This window comes from Embleya sp. NBC_00888, assembly GCF_045207655.1.
GTDB lineage: Bacteria > Actinomycetota > Actinomycetes > Streptomycetales > Streptomycetaceae > Embleya.
On the sequence record NZ_CP108785.1, the window covers coordinates 468,776 to 481,416 of the forward strand.

A 12,641-nucleotide genomic window follows, 5' to 3' on the forward strand; every position below is an offset into this window, starting at 1 on the left:
CGAGGGTTCGGTTCGGTCCTCTGCGCAAGCTTCGCGGCCGTTCCGGAAGCAGCCGACGAGCGGGTGCGACCCCAGAACGTGAACCGCGCGACGCCCACCAGGCTGCCGCTCCGATATCGATCAGGCTTGGGCCGGTTCACGAGGCAGGTGACAGGCGCGGCCTACGTGACGGACGGATCCGTTTCCCGGCTGGGAGCGACGTAGCATATTGCGGTGGCACTCATCCGGTTCCACATCTTCCGTCGCCTGCCGGCCACTCACCCATACGGGAACCTCGCTTGGACCGTTTTCAGCAGCCGTTCCCGACTGACCGAGCCGGTGGCATACAACCTCCGGTACGGGGCCGGGAAGAGGAACTGGACTTCATCGGCACGCGGTTCGACGCGCTGGCTCAAGGCCGTGGCGGCATCGTGTGCGTCGAAGGCGCGCCCGGCAGCGGCAAGAGCCGTCTCCTGGCGGAGGCGCAAGCCGTCGCGGTGTTCCGTGGCCTGAGGGTGTTTCGGGGAGGCGCGGATCCCGACGGCCGGTTCGTCCCGCTGGGCCCGCTGCTGGACGGTCTGCTGACGGGCCCCGAGCCGTTGTTTGACGTGGACAAGCTGCGTGACCTGGCGGCGGCGCCCGAGCAGCGGTTCTGGCTGCTGCAGGAGTTGCAGGACCGGCTGGAACAGGCGGCACTCGACACTCCGCTGGTCATCATCCTGGACGACGTCCAGTGGCTGGACGACGTGACACTCCTCGCGCTGCGCACGCTCTCGGCCCGACTGTCCGCCCACGCGATCCTGTGGCTGGTGGCCGTCCGCAGCATCACCACGACACCGGGCGTGCTCTCAACGCTGGCCCTGCTGGATCAGGCCGGTGCCCATCGGCTCCGCCTCGGGCCGCTGGCCGACACCGCGGTCGCCCAGATCACCGAGGACGTACTCGGAGCCGCTCCGGATCCGGCGACACTGAGCCTCGCCCGCCGTGCGGAGGGCGTACCCCTGTTTCTGGTGGAACTGCTCCGCGGCATGCGCGACGAACACGCGGTGATCGTCGAGAACGACGTGGCGCGTCTGAAGGACGGACGTCTTCCCGCTCGTTTCCAGACCTCCGTACGACAGCGTCTCGACCAGCTCTCCGAACCGACCCGTGAGATCGTGCGAACCGCGTCCGCCGTGGGCCGCATGGTCACCATAGACCTGCTGGCCGAACTGCTCGACAAGCCGACGGCGGCGCTGATCGCACCGGTGGAGGAGGCCCTCAACTCGCATCTGCTCGTCGAACGGGACGACCGGTTGCTGTTTCGCCACGACCTGATCCGCGAGGCCGTCGAGGGCAGCCTGCCCGTGTCCGTGCGCCGGGCTCTGCGATGCCATGCCGCCGACGCCCTGGCGGCGCGCGGGAGACTGACCGAGGCGGCCGCCCTGTTCGTGGACAGTGCGGAGCCAGGTGATCGTAAGGCCGTGAAGCTGCTGCGGACCGCCGCGGCCGAACTCACGACGTCCGCGCCGTCGTCGGCGGTGAAACTCAGCCGCCGGGCACTGGCACTCATCGCCGAGCAAGACCCGGAGCGGCCGGAGATCATGGCCGAGACGATGTTGCTCCTGTGGCAGACCGGCCAGGCCGCACAGGCCCGCGTGCTTGCCGCGACCGCGCTGCCCGGGAGCATGCCGCCGGAGGCCGAGGCGCGGGTGCGGCTCGGCATGGCGCGGGTATCCAGCCAATACGACTTCACGGAGGCCGCGCGCCAGGCACGTATCGGAGCTGCCCTGCCCGGCATCCCGGCCTCGCTGCGCGCCCAACTGCTGGCGCTGCGGTGCCTCAACCTGTCGATGGTCGGGGACTTCGAGGCGACAGCCGAAGCCGTCACGGACACGCTCGAGGCCGCTGCGGATGCGCAGGACAGGGTCGCCGAGGCCACGGCGATCGCCGTCGACTCGGTCGTGCAGTTCTACCGGATGGACTTCAGTCGCGCGTTCGAGGGAGCGGACCGCGCCGCCGCCTTGGCGGCAGAGGTCGGGATCGAGCATTCGCTGTGGGTGCCGGAGGCCCTGTGGAAGGCGTTCCTGCTGAGTGCGGCCGGCCGCCCGGACGCGGCGCTCGCCGAGTCCGAGGCCGGGATCCGCCAGACGCAGCGGCAGGGCCAGGCCGCGGCGATGGGCATGTGGATGATGAACAGGTCCCGAGTCCTGCTCGACGCGGGCCGGCTGGAGGACGCCCGGGCCGAGGCCGAGGCCGCGTCCGCGATGGCCGACGAGCTGGGCATGGGCAACTTCGCCGACGCCACCCTCCTGTACACGCTGGTACGCGTCGCGCTGCACACGAACGACCTGAAGGCGGCGAGAGCGTACGCGACCGATGTGAAGCGGATGCTGAACGACCCGGCGATCCTCGTACGCAATGTCGGCTCCTGGATCTCGGCGCTGGTGGCGGACGCCGAAGGCGATCCTGGTCGGGCCATGACACTCCTCGACGAATCCTTTGGGACGTTCGACCTGGAGGGTCCCTCCCTGGCCAGCCCGGACGATCCCGCCGACGCGCCCGGCTTCGTCCGCATGGCCTTGCGGGCGGGCGCGCCCGAGCGGGCCGCGGCCGCCGTCGCCGTGGCGGAACGCCGCGCAGCCCACAATCCGGCGTTCCCGATCCTGGCAGCGGCAGCCGCGCACGCCCGGGGACTGTTCGACAACGACCTCGTCCTCCTCCTGCACGCCGTCGAGTTGTACGACGGCATTCCCCGGCTGCTTTCCCGGGCCTCGGCGCTCGAGGACACCGGGCGCAAGCTGGCCGCACGGCGCGGCGTCCACGCCGTGCCCCACCTCGACCGGGCACTCGACCTCTACACCCAGGCCGGCGCCGAGCGGGACGCCGCACGCGTCCGGCGTCGCCTGCGGGCGCTGGGGGCGCCCAGGCGCCGTACGACGTCCAAAGGGTCCGTGAAGGTGTGGCCGGAGCTGACCGCCTCGGAGGTCGCGGTGATCCGGCTGGTGGCGCAAGGGCTGACGAACCGGCAGGCAGCGGAGCGCCTCGCGATCTCACCGCACACCGTGAGCTCACACCTGCGGCACGCGTTCACCAAGCTCGACATCACCTCCCGGGTCGAACTCGCCCGCCTGGTGGACGCGCGCGAACACGGAAAGTAATCGCTTCGCATCCCACACGCACCCTCACGATCAGCCGAACTCGTGTGATGCGCATCCCCGGTTCCCGTTGGCAGGATCTTCCGGACGGGGGGATGTGCTGCCCAACGCGCTCCTCCGGTCCTTGCGGCCGTGAGATCTCGGGCACCGGCAGGCGACGCCGAGCGGCGGAGTCATCCGTGGGCATGGGCTGAGCCCGGCTTCGTCGGCCGGCGTTGACGGAAAGGGACATGAGTGGCGGGGTCCGGTGGATCGCTGACCCGTAGCGGTCTGCGCGGCCGAGAGGTCGAGCTCGAAAAGCTACAGGCACTGATCACCTCGGTGGCCCACACCGGAAGCGGCGGATTGGCGCTGCTCCAGGGGGAACCGGGCATCGGCAAAACGACGCTGCTCGCCGAGGCCATCGCCAGAGCCGGGGCAGCGGGATTCTCCGTCGGCTTCGGCAAGGCCGACGAGTTGCATCACATCGTGCCGCTCTCGTCGTTGGCGGCCTGCGTCCTGCACGGCGATCAACCGCTGCTGTCCGACGATGCCTTCGTCGATCTCGCCCGCGGTCACGATCAGCGAATCTGGCTGATGGAGCGCTTGGCGGAGGCGATCGAAGTCAGAGCCGGCAGCGGGCCGGTGCTGATCGCCCTGGACGACGTGCAGTGGGCCGACCCGCTGAGCCGCTTTGCCCTGAAGCAGCTTCCGACACAATTGCGGACCTCGCCGGTGCTGTGGATGCTGACCGGGCGACGGGACCCCGCCGGCCCAGCGGATGAGGTTGTCGCAGCCGCGACCGGCAACCTCCCGACGGTCACTGTGCCGTTGGGGCCGCTGTCCGGCGCGGCCATCGACCAACTGGCCGACGACGCACTCGGGGCGGCGGTTGACGAGCGGGTACGGGACTTGCTCGACGGAGCCGGCGGGAACCCGTTTCTGGCGGTCGAGATGCTCGCGGGACTGCGGACCACCTCGGACGGGCTTGTGCCCCCGGGGCTCGTGGTGAGTGTGCGCGGCAGACTCGGGTCCCTGCGGCCCGGCACACTGCGCTTCCTGCGGATGGGAGCGGTGCTGGGACGCAGGTTCGGCTTCCATGACGCCGCCGCGCTCTGCGGCCAATCGACCACCACGTTGATCGCGGCACTCGAGGAAGCAGTGCGCGCCGGACTCCTGGACGACGACGGCGATCATCTGGCCTTCCGGCACGATCTGCTGCGTCAGGCCGTCTACGCCGACATCCCGCCGTCGGCCCGGAAGGCTCTGCACCGAGAGGCTGCCCACCACCTTGTCTCCGCGGGCCACCAGCCGATCGACGCGGTGCCGCACATCCTCAGGGGCACCCTTCCCGGAGACGAGGAAGCCGTAGCGCTTCTGCGGCGAGCCGCTGACGACGTACTGCCGGTCACGCCGGGCCTCGCGGCCGACCTGATGACGCGCGCCCTGGAACTGGTGCCATCCGCACGCCCGTTGAGGTTCGTAGTGGGTGAGCAGGCGATCCTCTGCTTGACCCGGGCCGGCAGGAACCGAGAGGCACTGTCGGCCGGCGACGCGCTGCTGGCCGGTCGGCCACCACTGGAGGCGTTCAGCCGGCTGCAGGCAGCCCTCGGCGCGACGCTGTGGAACATGGATCTCGCCGACGAGTTGCGCCGCCGGGCCGAAACGGCCCTCGCCATGGGGGGTGCCGCCCCGGAGATCGCGGCGAGTCTGGCCGCCCTGCGTGCACTGGCCTTGTCCCGGGGCAACGATCTTGTCGCAGCGCGTGAGGCCGGCGAGACAGCGCTGCGTGCCGCCACCGCGGTCGGCGCCCGGGAGGCACACCTGCTGGCCCTGTCCGGGCTCGGCGAGATCGCGCAGAACGCGGGTGAGAACACCGTCGCGCTGGAGCGCTTTACCGCGCTCAGCGCCGTCGATTCCGCCTTCCTTCCCGAAGAGATCGTCGCGCACCAGCACGTGGACGACTTCGAGTCCAGCGAACGGCTGCTCTTGCAGGCAGCGGACAATGCCGGGTCGACGCGTCAGGCGATGATGCTGTGGGCGCAGGGCCAGCACGATCTGTGGCTCGGCCGGCTCGACGACGCCGACGCCGGCTTCGTGACCATGGAGCGCCTGGAGGACGACGTACAGGTACCCGTCCAACAGGTGAACGCTCGCGTGATCCGATCCCGGATCGCCCTTCTGCGCGGCGATCGGGAAACGGCGCGACAGCACCTGGCCGCAGCGCGGGAAAGACTGGCGGTCAAACCGAACCCGGGCAACACGGCCGCGGTGCGCTTCCTGGAAGCGGTCCACGCCGAGGCCGACGGGGACATCGGCCTTGCCGTCGACAAGATTCGGCAAGTTCAACAGGAAGGTCTCTTCATGCGTTGGCGACTGTTGCGCAACTGGGTCGATTCCGCGATACGCATGGCCCTGCGAGGCGCGGACCACGCACTCGCCCAGGACCTGGCCGCACAGGCCGAAGCCCACGCCGAACGCAACCCGGCCGTGCCCACGGCCACGGGCATCGCGGCACAGGCCCTCGGGCTCGTGAAAGACGATCTCGCCATGCTCGAACATTCCGTGGAACTGCTCAAGGCCAGCCCTCGCCCGCTGGTCCGGGCCGCAGCCTACGCCGATCTCGGACAGGCACTCCTGACAGCGGGCCGGAAACCTCAGGCAGTGGCCGCACTGACCCACGCCCGTTGCATGTTCGTCGAGTCAGGCGCCCACGCCGCAATGGCACGCCTACAGGGCGACCTGGATGGTGCAGGGAACGACAGCCGCAGGGCGGCGAGCACGCAGCGCCCCGTGCGAGGATGGGGGGCCCTCACAGCCTCGGAGAAGAAGGTCGCGCACCTTGTATCCGAGGGCCACACCAACCGGTCGGTCGCCGAGTTGCTCGTCGTCTCCCCGCACACGGTCAACACGCACCTGACCTCGGTCTTCCGCAAGCTTTCGGTCAACTCCCGTGTTCAGCTCGCGAACCTGGTCACGGCCTTGCCCGGCAGCTGAGGGGCCAGTTGGTACGTTCACGCGATGCCCTGCCACACCTGGATGCGCTTGGCTGGGGCGCCCCACACTCAGTCGGAGGCCACCGACATGCACACACCCACTCCCGTACGGCCGACCATTGTGCTGGTGCACGGGGCGTTCACCGATGCCTCGTCCTGGGCGGGAGTCATCAGCCTTCTCCACGCCGCCGGATTCACCGTGCGCGCCCCGGCGAACCCGCTGCGCGGCCTGGCGCAGGACGCCACCTACATCAGGAACGTGGTGCGCGACATCGACGCCCCGGTCGTGCTGGTCGGCCACTGCTACGGCGGCGCGGTCATCACACATGCCGCCACCGACGCCGACAATGTCGTGGCGTTGTGCTACGTCGCCGCGCTCGGCCTCGACGCGGGCGAGTGCGTCCTGGACATCACGAGCCGCTTCCTCCCCATGCCGCCGGCCGACGCGACCTTCACCGCCGCCCTCCCCGCCCGGATTCCCGGCGACCCGGAAGGCGAGCTGTACATCCGTAAGGAGCGGTTCCCGCAGGTGTACGCCGCCGACCTGCCGGCCCAGGCCAAGAATGTGATGTCCGTGGCGCAACGCCCGATCGCCTGCAGCGCGCTGACCGGTAGATCGGGCCCGCCGGCGTGGGCCTGCAAGCCGTCCTGGTACGCCATCGCGACCGCCGACCAGATGCTCAACCCCACCGCTCAGCGTTTCATGGCACAGCGCATGGCGGCCACCGAATACGTGCTGGACGGTTCGCACGCCGTTGTGCTGTCACAGCCCGGCGCGGTGGTGGCGATGATCCGGGAAGCCGCCGAACGGGGCAATGGTGGCGACGATGGCGACGGGCTTCGACAAGCTTTCTGAGCAGGCGAAGGAGGTGATCACACGTTTTCGTGTACACGGGGGCCGCGCCTGCGAAAGCCGATCTCCCGAATATCCTCACCATCGGCCACCCAGGACCCCATGACAAGCGTTCGAACGGAAGAAAAGGCACCAGCGTGATCTCAACGGCGAGACCGTCGGCGCGGCGGATCGCCGCCCTCTTGAGGGCCGGAACCGTCGCCCTGGTGCTCCTGGTTGCCACCGGGTGCGGTGGCGGAGCCGGTGCCGGGTCCTCCACGGGCAAGGTCACCTCCATCACCGCACTCGACTACTACACCGACGAATCCGAACACGCCCAATGGGGCGAGCTGCTCACCGCCTGCGGCAAGACCGCCGGTGTAAGGGTCGAGCACACAAGCGTTCCGGGGGCGTCACTCGTCCCCAAGGTCCTGCGGCAGGCGTCGTCACGGACCCTTCCCGACCTGTTGATGCTGGACAACCCCGACATGCAGCAGATCGCACAGACCGGCGCGCTGACTCCGCTGGACCAGTACGGCATCGACTCCGGCGGCTTCGCCAACGGCATCCTGTCGGCGGGCACGTACAAGGGAAAGGTGTACGGACTGGCCCCCAACGTCAGCACGGTCACCCTCTTCTACAACAAGGACATGCTCTCCAAGGCCGGTGTCGCCGTGCCGAGGACCTGGGACGAGCTGAAGTCGGCGGCGGCGAAGCTGACCCTCCCTGGGCGCTACGGCATGGCGGTCGACGCGAACGCCACTTTTGAGGGCAGTTGGCAGTTCCTGCCCTTCCTCTGGTCCAACGGCGGGGACGAGAAGCAGTTGGATACCCCGCAGGCCGCGCAGGCACTCCGGCTGTGGGTCGACCTGGTCAAGAGCGGATCCATGTCGAAGTCGGTGTTGAACTGGACACAGGCCGACGTCCACGATCAGTTCGTCGCCGGCAGGACAGCCATGATGATCAACGGCCCCTGGCGGATCCCCGACCTGGACAAGGCCAAGAACCTGGACTGGGCGGTTGCCCCCATCCCCGTCCCCCGGATGGGGCAGACCCCTGTCACACCGCTCGGCGGTGAGGTGTGGACGGTCCCGCAGAGCGCTTCCAAGGCCCGGCAGGAGAAGGCCGCTCAGGTCCTCGCCTGCCTGAACGACTCCACGAACATGCTCGCCTTGGCCAAGCAGCACTTCACCGTGCCCTCCCGCACCGCGGTGGCCGCCCAGTACGCCGAGCAGGTCCCGTCGATGGCCCCCTTTGTCAAAAGCGTCGATGCGGCCCGGGCCCGTACCAGCGAACTCGGCGTCAAGTGGCCCAAAGCAGCGACCGGGATATACACCGCGATCCAGTCCGCGCTCACGGGCGAGCAGACACCGGAGGAAGCACTACAGCATGCGCAGCAGATCGCGACCGGGTCCTGACCTGTCCCCGACCCTCCGGATGAGCACGGGGCAGGACGACAGCGCCGTCGTCGCGGGGGCGCGCGCCACCGGTACGGCGGAGGAGGTCGCGGACGCACGCGGCAGGGACCGGGCCGTGGCCCGGGCACGCTTGTGGGAACCGCTCGCCCAGTGGATGTTCATCGTGCCCGCCGCCGCATACCTGCTGCTGTTCTTCGGCTACCCGATCGTCAAGAACATCGTGATGAGCTTCCAGCAGTACACGATCACGACGTTCTACACCGGTGCCGCACCGTTCGTGGGACTGCAGAACTACTCGAAGATCCTTTCGTCGGATCTGTTCTCCAAGGCCATGGTGACCACAGTCCTGTTCACCGCCGGCTCGTTGGTCGGGCAGTTCGTGCTCGGCCTGGCCTTCGCCCTGTTCTTCCAGCGCCGCTTCCCGCTCGGCCGCGTTCTGCGATCGCTCCTGTTGCTGCCGTGGCTGCTGCCGCTGGTCGTCTCCGGAACCACGTGGAGGTGGATGCTCGACCCCGACACGGGAGTGGTCAACGACGCACTTCGCCGCCTCCACCTCTCGTCGTCCGGCATCCCCTGGCTCACCGGCACCTCACAGGCGCTCGTGTCGGTGATCCTCATCAACATCTGGGTCGGAATCCCCTTCAACACCGCGATTCTGTACGGCGGCCTGCAGGACATCCCGACGCATCTGTACGAGGCGGCGAAACTCGACGGCGCAGGCCCTGTGGCGTCGTTCCGCCACGTCACGTGGCCGCTGCTGCGGCCCGTCGTGAGCGTCGTGCTGGTGCTGGGCGTGATCTACACGGTGAAGGTGCTGGACATCATCCTCGTGGTGACGGGTGGAGGACCGGCCAACGCCACGCAGACCATCGCCACCCAGTCCTACGAACTGTCCTTTCAGCAGTTCGAGTTCGGGCGCGGTGCCGCGATGAGCAACGTACTCGTCGTCATCTCGCTCGCCTTCGCCCTCGTCTACTTGCGCGCGAACCGTCGCGCCCGAAACCTTTGAGGGGCGATCCCGTGAAGCGCGCGCCCAGGCGTGGCCGGCCGTCCACCATCGTCGGGATCATCCTTCTCGCGCTGATGCTGTTTCCCGTCTACTGGATGGTGAATGCCTCACTCCAGCCCGCGGGCAACACGCTGCGGGGAGACTGGTTCCCCTTCCATCCGGACTTCGGCGGTTACGCCACCGCGCTGCGCGATCAGGGACGCAACCTCGTCACCAGCCTCGTCGTAGCCCTCGGCAGCGTGGCGCTCAGCCTCGGACTCGCCGCCCCGGCGGCCTACGCGCTGGCCCAGTTCCGCATCCGAGGAAGCAACGTTGTGCTCTTCGGCATCCTGGTCACCCAGATGGTGCCGGGCATCGTCGTGGCCAACGCGCTCTACAGCGCCTACAACGACCTGGGGCTCCTGAACTCCTACCTCGGACTGATCCTCGCCGACTCCACCGCCGGGGTCCCCTTCGCGATCATCGTCATGCGTTCGTTCATGCAGAGCATTCCCAGGGAGATCATCGAGGCCGCGCGCGTGGACGGCGCCGGGAGACTGCGCGTCTTCCGCTCGGTGGTACTCCCGCTGAGCACAAACGCATTGATCACTGCGGCCGTCTTCACTTTCCTCTTCACCTGGAGCGACTTCCTTTTCGCCCTCACGCTGACCACCACGGAGACCGTACAGCCGATCACCCTGGGCATCCACCAATACATCGGCGCTCACACGAACCAGTGGAACGCCATCATGGCCACCGCGGTCATGGCGTCCGTCCCCGCCGCCATGCTGCTCGTTGCCGCTCAGCGCTACGTCGCCGCCGGCGCCACCAGCGGAGCCGTCAAGTAGTGAGGGGCGGTTCCGTCTCCGTCCGGTCCGTGGTCGACCTGCGGATGGTCATCGCAGGTTTTGGCTGCTCGATCCACCGCCGAGGGCCTGAGCCGGCCATCGCCCCCGGCCGCGAGAACAGCCCTCCCTGTCAGTCCTGCAGCCCTGATCTAGCGGATTCACGCGATGTGCTTCGCCAGGCCCGCCGGCACGGTGTTTCAGCAAGCACACCGGTTGAAGGGCGGAGATCATGTCGCCGGATTCATCGAGGCCGAAGCCCGGACAACTCCGGGCATCCTCCACACTACGAATACGGACGAAATCTCCCCACCTCAGACGAACCTGCGCGAAGCGCCGCCTCAAAGAGGAGGGGCGGATCTGATGACGCCTGCCGCACTTGTCCAAGACGGTGTAAGTATCCCCGGCAGCTTCCACACCACCGACTCGCCGCCCGTCCGGTGCGGACGGGCCTACCGGCACGAAGCCCTGCCCCGGACGGTCGGCGCCGTGGACATGACGATCCCGAACGAGGCGTACTCCGGCACGAGCCGTACGACACCGCTCGGCCGACTCAAGGCCGTCACCGTGGACGGCGACTGCCTGTCCGCCCTGCGAACTCGCAGACTCGTCGCGCAAGGCGACGAAGACGAGTACGTGGTCGTCACCGTGCTGGACACGGGAGTCGCCCGACTCGAGCAGGACGGCCGTGCAGCGCCCCTTGGGCCGGGGGACATTGTCATCTACGACATGGCGCGCCCCGTCCGGCTGGCCCTTCCCCCGTCCTTCCGGACGAAGTCCCTCGTCCTGCCGAGAGACGTTCTGGGCCTGAGCGAGTCCGACATGGCTAAAATCACGGCCTGCCCACTCGGCCCCGACACGCCTTTGGGCAGGCTGCTGTCGCCCTTCCTGGCCGGGCTCGTGGACAGCGCGGGAACCCACCCTCCCCGCACCGGCGAGCTGTTGGCCCGTAACGCCGTGGACCTGCTCCGCTTGCTGGCCGCCGAGTTGCTCGGCCGAACGAGCACGGACACGTCCGAAGGGAACCGGGCACTGCTGCTGCGGATCCAGGCGTTCATCGACGATCACCTCGCGGACCGCGACCTGACTCCGCAGGCCATCGCCCGAGCCCACCACATATCCCTGCGCTATCTGCACAAGCTGTTCGAGAGCGAGGACACCACGGTCGGCCGGTGGATCCAGAGGTGTCGCCTGGAGGAGTGCCGGCGCGATATGGCACGCCAAACGAATGGCTCCACCATCGCCGCAGTGGCGCACCGATGGGGCTTCACCAGTGCCGCGCATTTCAGCCGGGTGTTCCGGACCGCCTACGGGATGTCCCCCCGTGAATGGCGCGACTCCAAGGCTTGACGCCGTACATCCCGTCCCTCACGGGGATCGTTCCGCGACCCTTGACTCCAGGCCCGGTGAGAGCGGGATCGCGGGCGCCGCTCAGCCAGGCGCGCACAGACCACAGTCAGGGCGCGAACAGGCAAGTCACCCTTGCGTCCGGTCCCTAATGTTCCGTACGCGCCTGTGGCTCCCGGCCCGGATGGGCCCCTGCGGCGGCCGCGTCCGTGTAGCCGCTGCGGGGCCGACCGGTGGCGTCCGTAGGGATTTCCGGTACGGACCGCGTACCCCCGCGGACACTCCGAACCCCGGTCCCCCTTCGAGCCCCGCCGACGCCAACGGACCGCGCATCGGCCGATGCAAGAACGAACGAACTCTAAAAGGGAGTTACTCATGTCTGGTGCCGAGAAGCCAACCGTCGTTCTGGTCCACGGGGCCTTCGCCGACGCCTCCAGCTACGCCCGTGTCATCCCCTTGCTGATCGCCCGGGGGCTGGACGTGGTCGCCCCGGCCGTGCCCAACCGCAGCCTGATCGGAGACGCCGCCTACATCGCCTCGGTCATTCGACAGATCCCCGGCCCCGTGGTCCTGGTGGGCCACTCCTACGGGGGCGCCGTCATCACCGTCGCCGGCGTGGAGGACAACGTCAAGGCGCTGGTCTACCTGGCCGGCTACGCCTTGGAGAAGGACGAGAGCCTGGGTGAGCTGCAGGGCCGTTTCCCGGACTCCGACCTGGCCGCCGCGCTCGTCTACACGCCCTTCCCGATCGAGGGCTCGACCGAGTCGGGCACCGATGTGTCGGTCCGGATCGACAAGTTCCCATCGATCTTCGCCGCCGATGTCGACTCCGACCTCGCCGCCGTCCTGGCCGTCTCCCAGCGTCCGCTGGCCGCACAGGCGTTCGCCGACGCGGCGCCGGCCGCAGCCTGGAAGACCAAGCCCTCCTGGGGCCTGGTCTCCTCCTCCGATCGCACCATCAACCCCGATGTGGAGCGCTACGGCTACCAGCGGGCCGGCATGACCACCATCGAGGTCGACTCCTCGCACCTGGTGATGCTCGCCCACCCCGAGCGCGTCGTCGACCTGATCAAGGAAGCCGTTCGGGCCACCTCCAAGTGACCTCCCACTGACCGGTCCT

The 12,641-nt window shown here is 68.7% G+C and carries 8 protein-coding genes; all 8 read left to right on the top strand.

Translation table 11 applies throughout. The features are described 5' to 3' along the window. Positions 1–278 precede the first annotated feature (278 nt). The 8 genes from OG948_RS36210 to OG948_RS36245 all read left to right on the top strand — a co-directional run bounded on the left by OG948_RS36210 (position 279) and on the right by OG948_RS36245 (position 12,622). Positions 279–3,119: an AAA family ATPase gene (locus tag OG948_RS36210; protein ID WP_331769218.1), complete on the top strand. Its 2,841-nt coding sequence runs from the start codon at positions 279–281 to the stop codon at positions 3,117–3,119. Positions 3,120–3,350: 231 nt separating this feature from the next. Then, entirely contained in the window at positions 3,351–6,092 is a 2,742-nt protein-coding gene (locus OG948_RS36215; RefSeq protein ID WP_331769219.1) for an AAA family ATPase, read from the top strand. Between the two features lie 87 nt (positions 6,093–6,179). Then, the gene (locus OG948_RS36220; protein WP_331769220.1) at positions 6,180–6,947 is read left to right on the top strand and encodes an alpha/beta hydrolase; all 768 of its coding nucleotides are present in this window, start codon (positions 6,180–6,182) and stop codon (positions 6,945–6,947) included. 179 nt (positions 6,948–7,126) lie between these two features. Next, on the top strand, positions 7,127–8,341 hold the full coding sequence (locus OG948_RS36225) for an extracellular solute-binding protein (protein WP_331769221.1): 1,215 nt from the start codon (positions 7,127–7,129) through the stop codon (positions 8,339–8,341). A gap of 19 nt (positions 8,342–8,360) precedes the next feature. After that, entirely contained in the window at positions 8,361–9,350 is a 990-nt protein-coding gene (locus OG948_RS36230) for a carbohydrate ABC transporter permease (RefSeq protein WP_406300459.1), read from the top strand. A gap of 74 nt (positions 9,351–9,424) precedes the next feature. Next, positions 9,425–10,177 carry a carbohydrate ABC transporter permease gene (locus tag OG948_RS36235; RefSeq protein ID WP_331773411.1) on the top strand — a complete coding sequence of 251 codons (753 nt, stop codon included), beginning with the start codon at positions 9,425–9,427 and terminating at the stop codon, positions 10,175–10,177. A gap of 360 nt (positions 10,178–10,537) precedes the next feature. After that, complete coding sequence (locus OG948_RS36240) at positions 10,538–11,524, top strand: helix-turn-helix domain-containing protein (RefSeq protein WP_331769222.1); 987 nt, start codon at positions 10,538–10,540, stop codon at positions 11,522–11,524. Between the two features lie 372 nt (positions 11,525–11,896). Continuing rightward, on the top strand, positions 11,897–12,622 hold the full coding sequence (locus tag OG948_RS36245) for an alpha/beta hydrolase (protein ID WP_331769223.1): 726 nt from the start codon (positions 11,897–11,899) through the stop codon (positions 12,620–12,622). Positions 12,623–12,641 lie beyond the last annotated feature (19 nt).